This window comes from Photobacterium obscurum (genome assembly GCF_026191635.1).
Classification (GTDB): Bacteria; Pseudomonadota; Gammaproteobacteria; order Enterobacterales; family Vibrionaceae; genus Photobacterium; species Photobacterium obscurum.
On sequence record NZ_JAKRRW010000023.1, the window covers coordinates 1 to 19,312 of the forward strand.

Here is a 19,312-nt window from a genome sequence, read left to right on the forward strand (position 1 = left end):
ACTAAGCCCGAGTCGAAAGACTCGGGCTTTTTTACATCTGTCTAATATGTTCGCCCTCCGGTCGAATGAGTCCCGCAGGGAGGCCTGCTCGTCATGCGATCCCTGCCATCCGTTACTTATCAATAAGTCTCAATAGCCGCATTATCTGTCTTTAATCTCTTATAGTGCATACTACTGCATTTCCACTTGTCACACCTTCTGCTGTTAAATGTGTCAATCATGCGTATTATCCTCATATCTTCATTGATAAATTGATGAATGATAGAAGCTAAGTAATTTTTTGCTCCCTTTATTGGACTTAACCTTTTGTTTTAATAGTGTTTATGGTAGTTTCTCGTGCTTTTATTTTATGCGCACTGTTGCGCACTGTTGTTAATATATAAATCAAGAATAACTATGCATAAAACAAAAAAACAATGGCTAGGTAGCGCAATTCTGAGTTTGTTGCTTATCGGTTGTGGTGAAGGAAGTGATGCAACGAATAAGGACTCAAAAGTTGCTGATTCATTGGTGGTAAATAGCACGTTTGCGGCTACTTATTTACAGACCATTGAAAAGGAACAGTCACAGCAAGTTGCTTTACGTTACTTGGCACCGGTACAGACGAAAAGTCAGACTCAGGCCCATGGTTATGACGGGAAACTGGAAGTCACCAATATTCTCACGAAGGATAAACAAGTGTTTGACTGGCCGATGACCCAAAAGGTCGATAGTGAGGGCAATGTCGAGACTATTTCGCATCGCGCACTTACTCTCAAGCCGGGAAGTTACGACTTTGTCTTGCTGCTGACGTCGAAAGACGGCAAGCAGAATCAATATATGGCGGAGGCTCTTGGTGAAGAAATCATTGACGGTGAAACTCCTGAGATTGATTTTGTCCTGTTGCCTAATTTAGGCGATACCATTAGTGACTTTGGGCAGATCCAGTACGTCTCTACTTTGAAGTTTTCCTGGCCTGCAGAAGATCTTGTTGTTCTAAGTAATCCGCAGTTCGGTTTGTCTATCAACGGAAAAGACGAGACGGTTTATACCATCAATAAAGAAACCGGTATTGCCGAGTTAATCATGAATGTTGAGCCGGGTGAGTATCAACTGGCTATGCGTCTTTATGATGGCGATTTGATGGTCGGTAAAAATGAAGATCAGAACAATTCGGTAAATTTCGTTGAAGGTGAAGACGCTAAAATGGATGTCATTCCTCTTCAGGCTGATGTGAATCTAAACCTTACTCCGCTTAAAGATAAGGGCACATTTACCTTTACCGTACCAGCTGAAGTGGTTAATGAAGTCGGTTCGGCACAGGAGTTAGCACTGATCGTTCGCCTGGGTGGGGACAATGTTCCTGTCCAGGAAAAAGTGCTGACCGTACGTGATGAAAACGGTATCTACAAAGCAAGCGATTTGTTTGAAACTGGTGGCCAGGACAAAGTTACTGCCTATCTGGCATTCCATAAAGTGAGCGAGGCATCTGAACAGTTTAACTCAGTACCATTCGCCAGTTGTAATACCTCGATTAATGTTGAGCTTAACCAGACATTGGGCTGTAAGCTTGAGCTGAAACGCGAAAGTATTGTCACAGGTCGAGTGTTGGGCACTTTGATGCTAAATGTCTTGGACCAGGACTTACAGCCTGCCATTGGAGTGAAGGTGTATGTGGGTGACAAGCTGATAGGCCTGACGGGGGATGAATACAGTACTGGTTCGATTAAAGCTCATTTAGTTGCGGGTGAATATAATATTAAGGCTGAGCAAGGGATATTGACTAAAAGCACATCATTGGCGATAGAGGCTCTTTCTATTGTCAATAAGGTGATTTATTTAAATGAAAGCGATGTTCCTGAAGTGGGGAATTTCCAAAAAAATCAATTCATCGAGGCATCAGTAGAGGATCATAATTCACTGGCTCTAGTCGATGTGGACAATGATGGAGATTTGGACGTCGTTTATCCAGGACCAAACGCAAATATTTATTACCTTGAAAATGATGGAACAGGTCAATTTTCAAAGCCATCGTTACTGATTGAGTGGGGCGAGGCATGGAAGGTTGTGGCTGCTGATATCGATGGTGATGGTGACAGTGATCTTCTTCTTATGGATGGATCTGATTGGGATAGCCCAGATCCGCATTTTCATCAATTGTATATCAATAATAATGGCCACTTTACTCCTGGCCAAAAGTTCAATGTTCCTTACTTACAAGAAGCTGATGCGAAGTTCAGTGATATAGACGGTGACGGAGACTTGGATCTTGTAACCTCATTAAGCTTTATGAACGCAGACCTTCGTGTTTTTACCAATAATGGCAAAGGGATATTTGAACAGGGTCAGCAAAGACTCACTTCTCAACAATCTAATGCGTTTACAGTTGCTGATGTAAATGGTGATAAGGCACCAGATATTATTACGGGTGGAGCATATCATGCCGCTGGAGAGGTTCTTATCAATAATGGAAAAGGTGATTTTGATAAACTAGCTCAGTCGGTTTCAATAAATGTTGGCCGCAAAGGTAATGCAAATGGCTCACGTCATTTAGATCCTAAAGTTAACCTTTTAGCTGCTGATTTTGATAATGATGGAGATATTGATCTATTTGCAACTCAAATCCAATTTGAGTCTGGTGATGGAGCCGAACTCCCAAATCAACTTTATATTAATGACGGAGAAGGCACCTTTTACATTGGTCAGTCTGTAGGTGTTAACGGTTTAACGGGGGTTGCTACCGACCTTAATAACGACGGTCTTCAGGATATTATAGTTATGCGACCATTGACTGATGTTGGAAGTGAAGAGGTTTACCACGCCTATATCAATCAAGGCAATGAGACGTTCTCAGAGCAAACGATTTTCAGTGATACTCCTTTTAGTCGAAGAAGCCAACAGTTTATGGGAGACCTTAATGATGATGGTCATATGGATGTTGTCATGATGGGTGATGAGGGGTTTGTCACCTACTTGAATACACCAGTTCAATAACAAGACAGAATGAATGGCAGCTTCGGCTGCCATTTTCATCTCAATCTCTTAGCTCTATCAAACACACTCATTTACAACTCTTTGAACCGACGCTCTGTGCTTTGCTTGTCATCTGATAGGAAGTTGTGAGAGGGTTAGGCTCATTAGTTTGTTACGATGAGAGTTAGCCATGACGTTTTTCTTCGAGCGTAAAGAGTCTGCTGAAAACATTACTATTGTTCTGAAACCGCACTCGCTTTATGCCATGTTAGTAATGCTGGCGGTATGGTTGATGAATGATCTTGTCCTGCAGTCAGCCCCGATCACCCAGATCATTATGCCAGTGTTTATTGTGTTTATGGTCGTTCGCTTCTTTTCGCTCATCCGGATTCAGAAAGAAGTGATTGTTGCCATGAAACAAGGTCGGGTTAGCACCAGCGGTAGCAAGTTTTCTTTCTCCAACCCCTTTACTTACATCATCAATAAATAAACCATCTAATTCTTTCTATCAGATTTGGCCGCTTAGAAAATCACTGAGCGGCTGCTACTATGTCCCAGCAGGAAAGTATCCCTTAATGCCACGCCGCTTATCGTTTGAAATATAACGTGCATAATAAGAGTAGCGCCTGAAAAATTATTCAGGGCGTGGTTTTTAATAAGGAGAGCTATGAGTAGATTTAACTGGAAGCCGCTGTTGCTGGCATGTCTGATCGTCAGTATCGGTCAGCTTAGCTTGGGATTAATTTTTCCTTCTCTGCCGTGGATCGCGCAAGATCTGGGGATCACATCGGAGCAGGCGCAGCTATTGGTTTCTGGTTATTTGCTGGGTTTTGGCCCCTCCCAACTGGTTTACGGCCCCATGTCTGATGTTTTTGGCCGCCGTCCGGTCTTGCTGTCTGGCTTGCTCATTGCTCTTCTTGGTCTCACACTGGCGGTGACACATGCGGATTCGTTTAATTGGTTGCTGGCCGGTCGCTTTGTTCAGGGACTAGGGGCCGGTAGTGTTGCTGTGCTTGCCAGGGCGACAATACGTGATAGCTATCAAAGCCACGACCTGGTTAAGGCGATGACCTGGGTTGCCATCGTAGCTGCGTTTACACCGATTGTTGCGCCTGTGATTGGTGGGATCGTAAACCACTATTCAGGTTGGCTTGCTGTCTTTATTCTGCTGCTGGGCTATATCATGGTGATATGGTTAGTCTTGCTGCTGACCTTCAAAGAAACGCTCAACACGACTTCAAAACCGCAGTCTGTCGGTAAACTGGTGATTTCGTATTTTTCCCTGATGAAGGAAAGGCACTTCCTTACATTTGCCGGTCTTGGTTGGATTAACTTCTCCTTGGTGGTGATTTCTATCTCGCTGATGCCGTTTATTATGCAGGTGCAGATTGGGATGCCCTCTGATGAGTATGCATTGTGGGCGATGGTCCCTGCCTTCGGTTTGTTGAGTGGTGGGATTGTGTGCCAACGCCTGCGGCCAGTATTAGGGACACAAAAGATCCTTCAACTTGCGCCCGTTGTTCACTTTGTTGCCGGTACTGTGTTGCTCTTGGCTCCCGTAGAGCCTATCTGGATGAGCTGCGGACACTTCTTGCTGGCGATGGCCAACGGGATGGCTTTTCCTTGCGCCCAATCGTTATTGTTGGTGCCCTATGGCAATAAAGCGGGGACGGTTTCAGCATTGTCAGGTGCCTGCCAGATGGTCTTTGCTTCGCTATTGAGTAGTGCTTTGCTCAAGCTCGGGATCAGCGAGGCATGGCATTTGGGCGGGCTAATGCTGGTTGCTTCAGGCATTGGGGTGGTTTTGGTACACCTCGGTTCACGAAGCGAGCAGGGACGGGAAGCTGTTGCTGCATTGAATTAACCGCCCATATAGGTACAGAAATTTAGTCCATACTTAACAGCAGAGACGATAATCCCACAGAGGGTGATTTTATGCTGAGGTTAATTTGCCTGGCCGCAGTTATCGCATTGACCGCCTGTGTCAGTAAATATGAAAAGGAACTGTCGCAGAAGCAAGAGTGGGAGCAGCTAGGGGTGTATCACGGTGAGCAAGGTTATCAGGAGTGGGATAAAAAACGTCTGAGTAAGCAAGGCGCAATGACGGAGACGGAGTATGAGAAGTACCGTGCTGGCTATCTGCAAGGGCGGTTTGAATATTGTAGCGGTAAGAAAAGTGTCGATACCGTAGTAAACCCTGATTACCCAGATGAGTGTAGGAATAACCAAAGCAGCTATGGTCTTATTGATAGGGGGTATTAGTTGTTGGTTTATCTATGGGTATGGCTGATATTGCACGTAACAAAAAGGCTGCCTCGGCAGCCATTTTTAGTAGCAGACAACCAAAGCTTTAGTTGTTGCTGTGTAGTTCGCTGTTCAGCTCTACCGCTGATTTGTTTGCCAGACACTCGATCTGACCAGTCATAGAGTTACGGCGGAATAGAAGGTCAGATACGCCAGCAAGCTCGCGAGCTTTCACGACTTCCACTTCCTGACCGTTCTTATCTAGCATGCGAACTTTCGAGCCAGCAGTTACGTATAGGCCTGATTCAATTGTACAGCGGTCGCCCATCGGGAAACCAAGACCGGCGTTTGCACCCAGCAGGCTGTTTTCACCGATAGAGACAACAACCTTGCCGCCGCCGCTTAGCGTCCCCATGATAGAGGCACCGCCACCGATATCAGAACCTTCACCGACCATTACACCAGCCGAGATACGGCCTTCTACCATGCTTACGCCCGTAGTACCGGCGTTGAAGTTGATGAAGCCTTCGTGCATAACGGTTGTACCTTCGCCCACGTGTGCACCAAGACGGACACGAGAGGTATCAGCAATACGAACACCTGCAGGCACCACGTAGTCGACCATTTTCGGGAATTTGTCGACACAGTCGACGGTCAGCACTTCGCCGTTCAGGCGCGCTTCAATCTGGCGCTCGGCGAGCTCTGGCAGATCGATTGGTCCTTGGCTAGTCCAGGCAATGTTGTGCAGCAGGCCGAAGATACCATCCAGAACGGTGCCGTGAGGCTTAACCAGACGGTTAGAGATAAGTTGCAGCTTCAGGAAGCCCTCTGCAACAGAAGTTGGTGCTTCGTCGGTGGCTAGAATCACAATAACCAGTGGCTGCGTAGACTGAGCGGCTTTGGTCGCAAACTGCGCACTTTTTTCATCTCCCGCAGCGGTAAATGCTGCAGCTAGATCTGCACACTGAGCCGAAGTGACCTCAATAGCCTGGTTGCCTTCTTTGTAGTCAACAACGGTTGCTACTGTAGCTACCAGCTCATCTGATGGATTCAGGACTGGTGTTGGGAAGAAAGCTTCAATGATTTTACCGTCACGGTTTTTAGTCGCGGTACCTAGGGCAAGTGAAAAGCTGGCCATTATTGATCGTTCTCCATGTAAACGTTTTGAGCGCTGCGTTGCAACGCAGGCAGATTGTATACGATTTGAAACCATCATAATGACAGTTGGCATGATATTGAAGGGGGGAGCAGATAATCAGTGAAAAATGACGAAATTATTGCCAAAGCAAGGCTATAAACAGTTATTAAGTGTTTTTTTATGCATAAAAAAACCTCCTAAATGGAGGTTTATTCATGTTGAAGTCATCAGCAGCTAAGATTAAGCCGCATCATCCTGTGGCTGTTCGGCAACAGCTTCAGGCTTTGCTACTTTCTTTTTTGGCGCCGCTTTCTTTTTGGCACCCAGTGCAATCAATACTTCTTCACGTTTTTGCGCCAAGAACAGCGATAGTTCTTCTTGCTTGGCTTCATCTTCGAACAGCTCACTTTCGCTTAGTAAAGTAAACATCTCGTCAGCCATATCCAGCATCTTGTCGTATGCGTCGGCTTCGGATTTAGAGGTGAAAGTCATCTTTTCTTCTCCGTTGCGCTCAACCACATATTTGACGATAACAGCCATGGTCACCCTCTCCCGAAATTGATTTACTGGCTGCTTATACAGTAGTATGGCTGCTTCTGTCCAGTGATAAGCGTGTTAATGTGATGGTGCGAGAAAAATTTATCCATATTTATGCTCGAGCAGCCGAAAGGAAAGGCGGCGAGGCCGAACTGGAAAGCTTGCTGAGTACGCCTTTAACTGCTCAAGAGTTAAGAGCAATTCCTGATGATCGCTGGTTGGCTGCGTTTACCCAGAAGGTATTTCAGTCGGGGATGAGCTGGAAAGTGGTTCGGAATAAATGGCCCAATTTTGAAGAGGTTTTTTTCGGTTTTGACATCGAAAAAATGTTGTTGATGCCGACCGAGATGTGGGAGCGCAAAGCAACCGACCCGGCAATCATTCGTCACTTAGGCAAGGTGATGACCATTCCCGAGAATGCCCATATGATTCATGATGCATCTTTGGAGCATGGTTCGTTTGCAGCGATGGTCGCCGACTGGCCAGCCGAGGATATCACCGGCTTATGGCGTTACCTGAAAAAGCACGGTAAGCGACTTGGCGGTAATACCGGGCCATACACACTGAGGATCATGGGCAAAGATACCTTTATTCTTAGCCATGATGTTGAAGCCTACTTGCGTAATACTGGCGTGATTGACGGTGGTCGAGATACACAGAAGTCGCAACTGGCGACTCAGCTGGCGTTTAGCGACTGGCAACAGGAGTCTGGCCGCCCGATGTGCCAGATCAGCCAGGTTATTGCTTTTAGCCAAGGTGACAACCGAGTCTGAGTGGGGGCTCGGTGAGCTACCTAATTCAGGGTCCAGTGCTGACAGAAATCCAGAAATAGCTTTAGCAACGGGCTCTGGTACTTTTCTTTGTGATAGAGCATCCAGTACTGGCGGTGCATATCCAGCGGAAGACTGAGAGTCACTAAACGGTTATCTTGCACCGCATGTTCTACCGCCAAACGTGACAGGCAGGTGATCCCCAGTCCCGCCGCGGCACAGTTAATTATAGCTTCGGTGGTATTGAGCTCGAACGCCTGCTGCCATTCTTCCAGCCTTGGGGCAATCCGGTTAAGAAAGAACTCTCGCGTGCCCGAACCCGGTTCGCGCAAAATCCATCGTGAATGTTCCAGATCTGACAAACTAAGATTGTCGATCTTGGTCAAGGGGTGATCGGGGTGGCATGCTACTACCATTTCATCGTTCAGCCAGGGTTGGACGATCAGATCCTGTTGTTGCACCTTGCCTTCGACCAGACCGACATCTAGCTCAAACTCGCTCAGTTTATGGCAGATTTGGGCGGTATTGGAAATAAATAGCGACTGATCGCTATGTTCGCTGCTGGCACGAAAATCACGCAGCAAGAAGGGGGTTACCTGATTGCCTACGGTGTCGCTGGAGCCAATCTTGAGCTGACCGGTTACCGGACCAGTCTGATCAAACAATTGTTCAATAGCATGACTGCGGGCCAGCAGTTCATCAGCTAGGGGAAGCAGGCGCTTTCCCTGTTCATTGATGATCAGCCGGTTGTTATTGCGGTCGAACAGCTTGTGTCCGAGGTGCTTTTCAAGCTCAGACAGCGCCATACTGACAGCAGGCTTGGAGAGAAAGAGCTTCTCGGCGGCAGCGGTGATCGTCCGCTCCTGGGCAACGGTAACAAACACCCTGAGCTGCTTGAGTGCAATATTCATTTCGTTCCTTGTTCAGTATTGCTTAAAGTTAATTTAAAAATATTCAAATATTATAAACGATTCAAGTTACATACACTCATCGGGTATTCAGAAGACAGTGTTTTTGTTGGCTTTCGGGCCGCAGAAAACGGAGTGAGAAAGATGATCCAGGCTACAAAGAAAAAAGTCGCAGGAGCGCCAACGCCGATGGCGGGTTTGGCACTAGGGATTGCAAGCCTTGGCTGGTGCTGGGAAAACGGTGCCGATCTTCATGGCTATGGTCAGTTGATGGGGGCGGCTATAGCCTCGGTGTTACTGTCTATACTGCTGATCAAGTTTCTTTGTCATCCTAAGCTATTGTGGAATGACCTGACTCATCCGGTGGTAGGCAGTGTGGTGCCTACTTTTGCCATGGGCATTATGGTGGTGTCGAATGCTGTCGGGCAGTTTGCCCCTGATGCCGGGCAGGCGTTGTGGTTGTTTGCCGTGATCCTGCACCTGATTTTCCTCGTGCTGTTTGCGTATCACCGAGTGGTCGACTTTGAACTTCACCATATGGTGCCGAGCTGGTTTGTTCCGCCTATTGGCATTATTGTCGCAGATGTCTCCTTTCCGGGAGGGGTACTGTTGCCGATCGCCGAAGGGGCGTTGTACTTCGGTATGGCCGTGTATGCCGTGATGCTGCCAGTGATGATTTACCGTTTGATTTTCAGCCATGAAATTCCCGATGCCGCTAAACCAACGATAGCCATCATGGCGGCACCTGCTAGCCTGTCATTAGCCGGTTACCTGACAGTGATGCAAGAGCCATCTCCGGTTGTAATTGGCCTGCTGGTGGGAATAGCGGTACTGATGACCTTTGTGATTTATGTGGCCTTTTATCGTCTGCTGCGCCTGCCTTTCAGCCCTGGCTATGCTGCATTTACTTTCCCTATGGTGATCAGTGTAACGGCCTTGTTCAAGGTGGTGGCCTGGATGAGCGGTTTTGGTTTTGCTGCGCACTATATCAACCAAGTACATGCCCTCGCGACGATTGAACTATATGTGGCAACGGCGGTGGTGAGTTATGTTGCGCTGCGCTATCTCGCCCATTACCGCCCGATCACCAAGTTGCTCAAGCTGCAAGCTCAGGGGGCGTAATTCGTCTCTCTCTATGTATCTTGCCCGGATTTTTCGCCCCGTAAAAATACGCGGACTGCCGGGCCTTTTGTGTTTGCAGCAAGTAGCTTATTGGTAGACAATCGTTGTAATTTTCTCTGTTCGTGAGATATCTGCGTGTTTACTGTTTATCACTCCAATCAGCTGGATCTGCTCAAATCGTTATTAGTTGAATTGATCCGCCTCAATCCTCTCGACAACCCGTTCGAGCAAGAACAAATTCTGGTTCAAAGCCCGGGTATGTCCCAATGGCTCAAGATGGAATTGGCGAAGTCGTTTGGTGTGGCTGCCAATATTGAATTCCCGCTGCCTGCGACCTATATCTGGACAATGTTTACCCAGGTACTGGATGATGTGCCGGAGCGAAGTGCGTTCAACAAAGAGGCGATGACCTGGAAGTTGATGCAGGTACTGCCCCAGCAATTAGAGCAGCCCGAGTTTGAGCCGCTTAAACGTTATTTGGAAAACGATAGCGATAGCCTCAAGGTTTATCAGCTGGCCGAGAAAATTGCAGATATCTTCGACCAATATTTGGTATACCGCCCCGAGTGGATCCAGCTATGGGAAGCGGGTGAAACCGTCTCTGAGCTGGAGGGTGAACACCCGTGGCAGCCAATTCTGTGGCAGGCGCTGTATGATCACACGCTAGAGTTGGGCCAGTCGCCTTATCACCGTGCCAACCTGTACGAACACTTTATTGAAACACTGGAAAACTACGCCAACAGCGGAACTTTGCCGCCTGAACTGCCCCAGCGGCTGTTTGTGTTTGGCATTTCCTCATTGCCACCGCGTTATTTAGATGCACTTGCCGCACTGGGGGAACACATTGATGTCCACCTGATGTTTACCAACCCTTGCCGCTATTACTGGGGGGAGGTGCGCGACCGTAAATACCTCGCCCGGCTTGCCGCCAAGCAGCGCCTGCAAGTGAAATGGCTCGATGATCACAGCGAAATCGGCGAGCGAATTGAGCCGCTAAAAGGCAGTATTGAGGACAATGTACTTGATGCTGGCGGTGTCGCTGATATGCACCACGAAGTCGTGGGCAACAGCCTGCTAGCCTCGATGGGCAAGCTGGGGCGGGATAACCTGTATCTGTTGTCAGAAATGCAGGCGCAGGAGGTTGAAGCCTTTGTGGATATCGAACCAGACACGCTGCTGCATGCTATTCAGGCCGATATTTTGAATTTGGAAGACCGTCAGAATGACGAAATTCTGGATTCGAGCCACCATAAACTCCCCGTTGAGGCTGGTGATCACTCACTGTCAATCCATGCCTGTCACAGTCCGATGCGTGAAGTGGAAGTCCTACACGACAAACTATTGGCGATGTTCGAGGCCGAAAGCGCGAATGGTCTGAAGCCGCGTGATGTGATTGTGATGGTGGCGGACATCAATGCCTATAGCCCGGCGATCCAGGCCGTGTTCGGCAATGCCCCGGGCAACCGCTATATTCCGTTTTCCATCTCTGACCGGACTGCGGAGCAGGAAAATCCGATCTTACTGGCTTTCCTGCGCCTGTTGACCCTGCCGGAAAGTCGTTGTAACGCTTCGGAATTGCTGGAGCTGTTGGAAGTGCCGGCAGTTATGAACAAGTTTGGCTTTGACGGCGATAGCTTCGAGAAAATTAAGCGCTGGATAGAAGAAGCCGGTGTCCGCTGGGGGCTAGATGGGCAGACCGCCTGTCAGTTTGAACTGCCCGAGCAGAACCAGAATACCTGGCTGTTTGGGATCCAGCGTATGCTGCTGGGCTATGCCATGCCCCACAGTGCCGGCCTGTTTGATGGTATTTCTGCCTATGAACAAGTGCAGGGGCTCGATGCGGAATTGGCCGGACAACTGGCTGGATTCATCGATAGCCTGATCGACTACCGCGAAAAGCTGGCCCAGTCGCAGACCGTCGCGGCCTGGACAGATATTCTCAATCAGCTGCTGGATGACTTTTTTGCGGTTGAAGTGGAGGGCGAGCTGGTGCTTAAATCAATCCGCGATAATCTGCACCGCCTCCATGAACAGCTCGAAGATGCCGGCTATCAGACCTTGATCACCCCGGCAGTGCTGACCCAGTACCTGCAAGATAAGCTCTCGGGTGAGCGAGTGAGCCAGCGCTTCCTTGCCGGACAGGTTAACTTCTGTACCTTGATGCCTATGCGTTCGATCCCGTTCAAGGTCGTGTGTCTGCTGGGCATGAACGACGGCTCTTATCCGCGCAATATTGCTCCTGAAGGGTTCGATCTCATGAACGGGCGCACCAAGGCGGGTGATCGTTCCCGCCGTGATGATGACCGCTACTTGTTCCTCGAGGCGATTCAGTCGGCGCAGGAGACTCTGTATATCAGTTATGTCGGTCGCTCGATTCAGGATAACGCTGAAAAAGTCCCGTCGGTCTTGGTCAGCGAGCTGGTGGAATATTGCCAGCAGGGATATTGCATGGCCGGTGACGAAGCTCAACCGGTTGATGAGTCAGCTGACCGTATCAAACAGCACTTAATTCATCACCACCCGCTGGTGCCTTTTAGCCCGAATGCCTTTTCTGGCGCGCATGCAAGTTATGCTGCCGAATGGTTGCCGGCAGCGGCAAGGGAAGGCGAGGCAAGCAAAGCGTTCCAGGTAACGGCATTAGATGCCGAGCCGCTGGAAGCGGGGCAAAGCTTGGTGCTTGAACTGGCCGAACTGCAGCGATTCTGGCGCCTGCCGGTGCGTTACTTCTTTAACCGTCGCTTAAAAGTGTTTTTCGAGCCGCCGATGGGCGTGATGGAAGATGATGAGCCATTTGTATTAAATGGCCTGGAAAATTATTTGATGCGTGATGAGCTGTTGGCGTTATTGCTTGATGCCAAAGTCAATCATCACTGCGAAGACGAAGTCTTTGCATCGTTTGCTGCCGAACAGAAAGCGGCTGGTAACTTACCCGTGGCCGCTTTCGGTGAACTCGATCTCGAGGCGACACGGGCTGAGGTGGTATCACTGGCCGATACGATTTTACCGCTGGTGAATAGCCCGCTTGACGATCATGAGGTGGATATTGCTTTCCATGTCGATGGCCATGAGGTCCGGTTGCAAGGCTGGTTGAAGCAACGCTACCAGTCCGGCCTGGTTCGCTATCGCAGTGGCAAGATCCGCGCCCAGGATCAACTAACGGCCTGGTTTGATCACTTGTGTCTGGCGGTAAGCGGCCATGGTCAGCAGACACACCTGCTCGGTACTGATAAGCACCTTGTACTGCTGAAAGTAGATGCCGAACAGGCCCAGCGTTACCTGCAAGATGTTGTCGAGTTGTATTACCACGGATTGAACCAACCGCTGCCTTATTTCCCGAAAACAGCCCTGGCTGGAATTCAGGCTTGTATCGGCCGTGACGGCAGCTGGAAAGATGACGAAGAGACCATTGAAAAGTCGCTGAAGAAAATGGCTGATAGTTTCAGTGACGGGTATCTGTTTCCGGGCGAGGGCTCCGACAGCTATATTGCCCGTGTCTGGCCGCAGTGGAGTGACGAACTGGCGGTTGATGCATCTCAGCTAGCTGGACGAGTGTTACAGGCAGCGATATTAAACAGTGAAGCGGTAGAACAATAGTGGAAGTGGTGTAGGGAGGAAATGTAGTGTGGCCGCCAGCAAATCATTCTTATTTGTAGGGTGTTCGCTGTACGACCACAGGTCCAGAGGTAGACCAAATTTCTGGCGCTGATACTAACCAAACCACATCTGGTAAACCGTGAGTAAGTTCTCACATTGGTAGAATGAAATAGGATTCTACTCGTCGAAAAGTCTTTATAAGTGATTGATCACATTGCTAATGTGATCTTTATCACTGAAGCCGAAGCGGGTGTTCGCGGTGTCGCAGACGTAGTGAACCGCTTCGGTATTATTTTATTTGCAACCAGACTCGGAAATACAATCAATGGATCATTCAAATGCTGCCACCAAGCTGCAGCCAATGACTTTCCCTCTGCATGGGGCGCGTTTAATCGAAGCGTCTGCGGGGACGGGGAAAACCTTCACCATTGCGAGTTTATATTTACGTTTGTTATTGGGGCACGGAAGTGCTGAAACTCGTCATGCGTCAGAACTGACCGTCGATAAGATACTGGTTGTAACCTTTACCGAAGCGGCAACGGCTGAACTGAGAGACCGTATTCGGGCGCGCATTCATGATGCCCGTTTAGCATTCAGTCGGGGTGTCAGCCACGATCCGGTTATCCAGCCGTTGCTGGAGGAAATTAGCGACCATAAAACGGCCGCAAGCATTTTGTTGCAGGCCGAACGGCAAATGGATGAAGCGGCTATTTATACCATTCATGGTTTTTGCCAGCGGATGCTGACCCAAAATGCCTTCGAATCTGGTAGCCGTTTCAATAATGAATTTGTGACCGATGAAAGCCAGCTCAAAAGCCTGGTGGCGGCGGACTATTGGCGTCGTAATTTCTATCATCTGCCGCATGCCTTGGCGAGCGAGGTACGCAATGTGTGGTCTTCGCCGGCAGCATTGCTGAAAGACATTGGCGGCAGCCTAACTGGGGCGCCCGTGAAGCTCAGTGTCGAGGCAATGAGTGATTCACTGGCCGAGTTGCACCAGCAGAACATGCAGCGTATTGATGATGTCAAAGCACTCTGGCGTGACAGTGAAGCCGACCTTGAGGCATTGATTGCCAATTCCGGTGTCAACAAGCGTAGCTATACCAAAAAGAGCCTGCCGACCTGGTTGGCTCAGGTGAGTCAGTGGGCGTTGATGCCGACCGTCAGTTATGATCTGCCCGATAAGCTGGATCGTTTTCACCAGCAGATCCTGATTGATAAAACGACCAAAGGTGATGCCCCCGAGCATGCGGTATTTGTGGCGATTGCCGAGCTGCTGGATAACCCCGCGAATTTGCGCGACCCACTGATGGCCCATGCGATTGAGCAATGCCGAGACTTGCTGGCCAAGGCCAAGGAGCGTAAAGGCTGGCTCTCTTTCGATGACTTGCTGACCCAGCTTTCAGCGGCGATCGACAGCGATCAAGATGATCTGCTGGCAGAGCGGATCCGCAGCCAGTATCCGGTTGCGATGATCGATGAGTTCCAAGATACCGATCCGCTGCAATACAGTATCTTCAGCAGTATCTACACCAGCAAGCCGGAGTGCGGCCTGTTTATGATCGGGGACCCGAAACAGGCAATTTATGCTTTCCGTGGCGCAGATATCTTTACCTATATTCAGGCCCGCCGTCAGGTGCACGATCATTACACGCTCGATACCAACTGGCGTTCGACCGCCGACATGATCGCCTCGGTCAACACGGTTTTTGAGCAGCCTGACAGCCCGTTTATCTATGATCAGGATATTCAGTTCCTGTCGGTCAACCATAGCCCCAAGGCGCCTGAACGCAGCTGGTGGCTCGACAACCAGGCCCAGCATGCCCTGACTTTCTGGCATCAGGACAGTGTAGACGGCAAGCCTGTAACCAAAGGCAGCTATCAGCAGACGATGGCCGAGGCAACTGCTGCGCAAATCCAAAAGGTTCTGACCCAATCGCAGCAAGGTAGTGCATTTTTCCAGGATAAAAGCAGCAAGAAACCGATTCAGGCCGGCGATATCGCGGTGCTGGTTCGTACCGGTAACGAGGGCAAACTCGTTCGTAAGGCATTATCTGAGCAAGGCATTGCCAGTGTGTACCTGTCGAACCGAGACAGTGTGTTCTCAACTGCGGAAGCGGCAGACATTCAGCGTTTGTTACAAGCCGTGCTGACACCTGAAGATGAACGTGCGCTGCGTGCGGCATTGGCCTCGAGCCTGTTTGCACTCACCGCTGTTGAGCTAGATAAGCTCAATAACGACGAAAATGAGTGGGAAATTGCGGTAAATAGCTTCAAAGAATATCGCAGGCTGTGGCAGAGCCGAGGCGTGATGCCGATGCTGCGCAGTGTCATGGCTAAGTGCAAAATTGCCGAACGCCTGCTTGCCGAGGAAGGCGGTGAGCGGCGTCTGACCGATCTGCTGCACATCGGCGAATTGCTTCAGGAAGCCAGCCAGACCCTAGACAGCGACTACGGGCTATTGCGTTGGTTGGCCGAGCATGTCGCCGAACCCAATGGCAATGCTGAAGATCAGATTCTGCGCCTGGAATCAGAGCGTAATCTGGTGCAGATCGTCACTATCCACAAGTCGAAAGGTCTGGAATATGATTTGGTCTTTATGCCGTTCGTCTGTAGCTACCGCGAAGTTGATAGCAAAAGCGAAGTAAAATATCACGACGAAGAAGCCAACCTCACCGTGCTGGATATCTCCAAGCAGGCGGACTCGATTGAAAAGGCTGATAAAGAACGCTTGGCGGAAGACTTGCGTCTTATCTATGTTGCCCTGACCCGTGCAGTGTATGGCTGTTACGTCGGGATGGCACCGATCCGTAAAGGCCGCAGTACCAAGGAGCCGACGGGCTTGCACCATTCGGCGATGGGGCACCTGGTGCAAAATGGTCAGGAAGGCGGTATTGCGGGATTGGAGCTCGCTCTTGCCAAACTGGCAGAGAGCCTGCCGGCGATAACGGTGGCCGAGCCGCCAGCACTGACAGATACCAAGTGGCAGCCGGCAGAGCAAGAAGCGCTTGAGCTTGCCCCTAGCCAGTTTACCACCAGCATTGAGCGTAACTGGTGGATGACCAGTTATTCCAGCCTGGTCAAACAGGGACACCAGTCCCACCATGACAGTAGCCTGGATTTACCGGGCTTTGATATCGAGTCGGCCGAGGAAGCGGTGGCAGACGGCGAAGAGCTGGCGGTTGAGCTTGAGCCTGAATATTCGATTTATACTTTCCCGCGCGGGGCGCGCCCGGGAACCTTTCTGCATACCGTATTCGAAGAAGTCGAATTTACTGCACCGGTCGATAGCCCCGAAACGGTGGCTGTCCTGACAGATCTACTGCAGAAAGAAAACTATGATCTGGTGTGGCTGCCGGTATTGCAGCAATTGATTGAGGATGTGCTCAATAGTTCGCTAGACGGCAAGGGAATGAAGCTGGTGGACAAAACGCCTTCCCAGCGCTTGACCGAAATGGAGTTTTTGCTACCTATTGAGCTGCTTTCGTCGGCGATGCTGAACAAGGTGCTTGCTAAGCATGATGACGTATCGGCAAAAGCCGGCGAGCTGGGCTTTGCAACGGTCAGCGGCATGCTCAAGGGCTTCATCGACCTAGTGTTCGAACATGAAGGGAAATACTACGTACTCGACTGGAAATCGAACCATTTAGGTGATGATCCCAGTGTTTATCGGGGCGATCAGTTGGTCGAAGCCATGCGCGATCACCGTTACGATCTGCAGTACCAAATCTATGCCCTTGCACTGCAACGCTTCCTGCGCAGCCGGATCCCAGATTATGACTACGAAACCCACTTTGGCGGTGTCTATTATCTGTTCCTACGGGGAATGGAAGCAGGCAGTGACAGCGGTATTTTCCATGCCCGCCCAACCGAAGCACTACTGGCCGAACTAGACCGATTAATTGATGGAGAGCAGATTGATGCTTAAGCGTTTACAGGATCTAACCAAGCAGGGTGTATTGCGCCAGTTAGATTATCAATTTGCCAAATTTGTGGCGCAGCGTAGCCCTGATCCTCATTCCTCGCTGGTGGCTTTGGTTGCGGCGTTGGTGAGCCATGAACTGGGAAAAGGGCATGTCTGCCTGATGCTTAATAAGATAACAGCCCACTCTTTGTTTGGTTTGCCAAGCCGGGTGGCTGCCGCTTTGTTGGAAGGTCTGCCAGAGCCTGAGCTGTGGGCGGCAGAGCTGAAAGAGTTACCGGTTGTATCGGATATCGCAAATTGTGAGCAGCAGGCAACGCCACTGGTTCTGGACGGAGGCCGGTTATACCTGCATCGCTATTGGCATTTCGAGCAGCTAGTCGCCAGTAAGCTCCATCATACGGCGCAGTCGGTAGAACCTGCTGCCATTATGCCGTCAGTGCTGAACGAATTGTTTCCACGCACCTATACCTATTTGTATCAAGCGCTGCAGCAGCTCAAAAAGGCCGACTCTGGCAAGGCTAACACTGCTGAAACTCGTCAGAAAGAAGTGTGCGACAAGCTGGATGTTGTTCAGGCTGAGTCGCTCAACTGGAGCGAGATTGATGTCGTGCTTACCGCAGCCACCAAAGCGGAAGAACTCTCAGCGTTAGATGGGCTCGTTCCTCTGGCGACTTGCCTAAACTGGCAGAAGGTCGCGGCGGCGATGGCTATTACCCGCCAGTTTGCAGTGATATCTGGTGGCCCGGGTACAGGTAAAACCACCACGGTGGCAAAACTACTGGCGGCGCTTGTGATGCAGGCAGAGCACGGCAGTTCGAATGGTGAGGTGGTGACGCCGAACATCAAACTTGTGGCTCCGACGGGGAAAGCGGCGGCGCGCCTGACGGAATCCATCGGTATGGCGGTCCAGTCGCTGCCGGTTGATCCCGAGGTACGAAAGCGCATCCCGACCCAGTCCAGCACCATTCATCGTCTGTTGGGCTCGGTGCCGAATCAGGTCGATTTTCGTCATCATCGTGATAATCCCCTTCACCTTGATGTGTTGGTGGTCGATGAGGCCTCCATGGTCGACTTACCGATGATGGCTCGTCTGCTGGATGCCATGCCCCCCCATGCCAAGCTGATCCTTCTGGGCGATCGTGATCAGCTTGCGTCGGTAGAAGCCGGCGCGGTATTGGGGGATATCTGTGCTTTTGCCAGTCAGGGCTATAGCCAACAGCAGGGGCTGTTGCTGAGTCAGCTGACGGGCTTTGACCTAACGGGCGGTTACCTAACCGGGATGGATGTGTTTGCCGGGCAGACGCAAACCGTTAGTCCGGTAGCAGATAGCCTGTGTATGCTGCAGAAGAGTTATCGTTTTCATGCCGAATCGGGTATTGGTAAGCTGGCAAAGGCGATTAATGACGGTAATCCATACCATGTTGAGCAAGTGTGTCTGCATGGTTTTAAAGATATCAATCACTATCCGCTGAGCGCCGAAAGTTACCAGACCATGATCAATATGACGGTGACTTTTTATCGCGACTATTTTGACGCTATCGAGCAGAGCAAAGAGCCCAAAGAGGTGCTGAAAGCTTTTTCTTCCGTGCGCTTATTATGTGCATTGCGAGAGGGGGACTTTGGGGTTGTTGGCTTGAACCAGCGTATCGAACGCGAACTGGTTCGGATTGGAAAAGTGAGCCAGGCCGATGAAACCTGGTATGAAGGACGCCCGGTGATGATCATCCGCAATGATCATGGTCTCGGTTTGTATAACGGTGATATCGGTATTGCCATGACTGATGGCAAGACTAATCCCGATAACCCGCAGCTACGGGTTTTCTTTGAAATGCCAGACGGTTCGATTCGTAGCGTGTTACCAAGCCGTTTGCCTGAACATGAAACCGTTTATGCCATGACAATTCATAAATCTCAGGGCTCGGAGTTTGCCGATACGTTGATGGTATTGCCTGCCGATTTCAGCCCGATCCTAACACGCGAGCTGATTTATACCGGTGTGACCCGAGCCAAAGAGAAGCTCTATTTGTTTGCTCAGCCGGATGTTATTCAGCGTGCCGTGCGTTTGCGTACTGAGCGGGCCAGCGGGTTGGCCTGTTTACTTGGCTAACTTCAATTAGGTCAC

General features: G+C 50.0%; 12 protein-coding genes. 9 read left to right on the forward strand and 3 right to left on the reverse strand.

Annotation, left to right across the window (positions count from 1 at the left end; genetic code table 11):
* Positions 1 to 396: 396 nt before the first annotated feature.
* The 4 genes from MD588_RS21150 (at position 397) to MD588_RS21165 (ending at position 5,214) form a co-directional block, all read left to right on the forward strand.
* Positions 397 to 2,973, forward strand: coding sequence for an FG-GAP repeat domain-containing protein (locus MD588_RS21150; RefSeq protein WP_265699693.1), 2,577 nt, complete (start codon positions 397 to 399; stop codon positions 2,971 to 2,973).
* 169 nt (positions 2,974 to 3,142) lie between these two features.
* A complete protein-coding gene (locus tag MD588_RS21155; RefSeq protein WP_265699694.1) occupies positions 3,143 to 3,442 on the forward strand; it encodes a hypothetical protein in 300 nt (99 codons plus the stop codon).
* 177 nt (positions 3,443 to 3,619) lie between these two features.
* Positions 3,620 to 4,816 carry an MFS transporter gene (locus MD588_RS21160; RefSeq protein WP_265699695.1) on the forward strand — a complete coding sequence of 399 codons (1,197 nt, stop codon included), beginning with the start codon at positions 3,620 to 3,622 and terminating at the stop codon, positions 4,814 to 4,816.
* A 71-nt stretch (positions 4,817 to 4,887) separates the two neighbouring features.
* Entirely contained in the window at positions 4,888 to 5,214 is a 327-nt protein-coding gene (locus tag MD588_RS21165) for a DUF2799 domain-containing protein (protein WP_265699696.1), read from the forward strand.
* Between the two features lie 88 nt (positions 5,215 to 5,302).
* Here the strand turns inward: MD588_RS21165 and dapD are convergent, their stop codons facing one another.
* Both dapD and MD588_RS21175 read right to left on the reverse strand, forming a co-directional pair.
* Positions 5,303 to 6,334 (reverse strand): 2,3,4,5-tetrahydropyridine-2,6-dicarboxylate N-succinyltransferase, encoded by a 1,032-nt coding sequence (dapD, locus tag MD588_RS21170; protein WP_265699697.1) that lies wholly within the window; start codon positions 6,332 to 6,334, stop codon positions 5,303 to 5,305.
* A 240-nt stretch (positions 6,335 to 6,574) separates the two neighbouring features.
* Complete coding sequence (locus MD588_RS21175) at positions 6,575 to 6,874, reverse strand: YebG family protein (protein WP_265699698.1); 300 nt, start codon at positions 6,872 to 6,874, stop codon at positions 6,575 to 6,577.
* A gap of 83 nt (positions 6,875 to 6,957) precedes the next feature.
* Between MD588_RS21175 and MD588_RS21180 the strand changes: the two genes are divergently transcribed.
* On the forward strand, positions 6,958 to 7,644 hold the full coding sequence (locus tag MD588_RS21180) for a DNA-3-methyladenine glycosylase I (RefSeq protein WP_265699699.1): 687 nt from the start codon (positions 6,958 to 6,960) through the stop codon (positions 7,642 to 7,644).
* Positions 7,645 to 7,664: 20 nt separating this feature from the next.
* On the opposite strand, the gene MD588_RS21185 is transcribed toward MD588_RS21180, so the two are convergent.
* The gene (locus tag MD588_RS21185) at positions 7,665 to 8,552 is read right to left on the reverse strand and encodes a LysR family transcriptional regulator (RefSeq protein WP_265699700.1); all 888 of its coding nucleotides are present in this window, start codon (positions 8,550 to 8,552) and stop codon (positions 7,665 to 7,667) included.
* 141 nt (positions 8,553 to 8,693) lie between these two features.
* Between MD588_RS21185 and MD588_RS21190 the strand changes: the two genes are divergently transcribed.
* From MD588_RS21190 to recD, 4 genes are all read left to right on the forward strand, one after another.
* Positions 8,694 to 9,671: a TDT family transporter gene (locus MD588_RS21190; RefSeq protein WP_265699701.1), complete on the forward strand. Its 978-nt coding sequence runs from the start codon at positions 8,694 to 8,696 to the stop codon at positions 9,669 to 9,671.
* 135 nt (positions 9,672 to 9,806) lie between these two features.
* Positions 9,807 to 13,265 carry an exodeoxyribonuclease V subunit gamma gene (gene recC, locus MD588_RS21195; protein WP_265699702.1) on the forward strand — a complete coding sequence of 1,153 codons (3,459 nt, stop codon included), beginning with the start codon at positions 9,807 to 9,809 and terminating at the stop codon, positions 13,263 to 13,265.
* 325 nt (positions 13,266 to 13,590) lie between these two features.
* Positions 13,591 to 17,193 (forward strand): exodeoxyribonuclease V subunit beta, encoded by a 3,603-nt coding sequence (gene recB / locus MD588_RS21200; RefSeq protein WP_265699704.1) that lies wholly within the window; start codon positions 13,591 to 13,593, stop codon positions 17,191 to 17,193.
* Positions 17,186 to 19,297, forward strand: a complete 2,112-nt coding sequence (gene recD, locus MD588_RS21205; RefSeq protein WP_265699705.1) for an exodeoxyribonuclease V subunit alpha — start codon at positions 17,186 to 17,188, stop codon at positions 19,295 to 19,297. The genes recB and recD overlap by 8 nt, the downstream gene beginning before the upstream one ends.
* Positions 19,298 to 19,312: the final 15 nt, after the last annotated feature.

Bases quoted from the DNA above. Each gene is read 5' to 3' on its own strand.
- MD588_RS21185 (WP_265699700.1), bottom strand. From the start codon at position 8,552: ATGAATATTGCACTCAAGCAGCTCAGGGTGTTTGTTACCGTTGCCCAG.
- MD588_RS21150 (WP_265699693.1), top strand. From the start codon at position 397: ATGCATAAAACAAAAAAACAATGGCTAGGTAGCGCAATTCTGAGTTTG.
- MD588_RS21155 (WP_265699694.1), top strand. From the start codon at position 3,143: ATGACGTTTTTCTTCGAGCGTAAAGAGTCTGCTGAAAACATTACTATT.
- recD (WP_265699705.1), top strand. From the start codon at position 17,186: ATGCTTAAGCGTTTACAGGATCTAACCAAGCAGGGTGTATTGCGCCAG.
- MD588_RS21160 (WP_265699695.1), top strand. From the start codon at position 3,620: ATGAGTAGATTTAACTGGAAGCCGCTGTTGCTGGCATGTCTGATCGTC.
- MD588_RS21165 (WP_265699696.1), top strand. From the start codon at position 4,888: ATGCTGAGGTTAATTTGCCTGGCCGCAGTTATCGCATTGACCGCCTGT.
- recB (WP_265699704.1), top strand. From the start codon at position 13,591: ATGGATCATTCAAATGCTGCCACCAAGCTGCAGCCAATGACTTTCCCT.
- MD588_RS21180 (WP_265699699.1), top strand. From the start codon at position 6,958: ATGGTGCGAGAAAAATTTATCCATATTTATGCTCGAGCAGCCGAAAGG.
- MD588_RS21190 (WP_265699701.1), top strand. From the start codon at position 8,694: ATGATCCAGGCTACAAAGAAAAAAGTCGCAGGAGCGCCAACGCCGATG.
- dapD (WP_265699697.1), bottom strand. From the start codon at position 6,334: ATGGCCAGCTTTTCACTTGCCCTAGGTACCGCGACTAAAAACCGTGAC.
- MD588_RS21175 (WP_265699698.1), bottom strand. From the start codon at position 6,874: ATGGCTGTTATCGTCAAATATGTGGTTGAGCGCAACGGAGAAGAAAAG.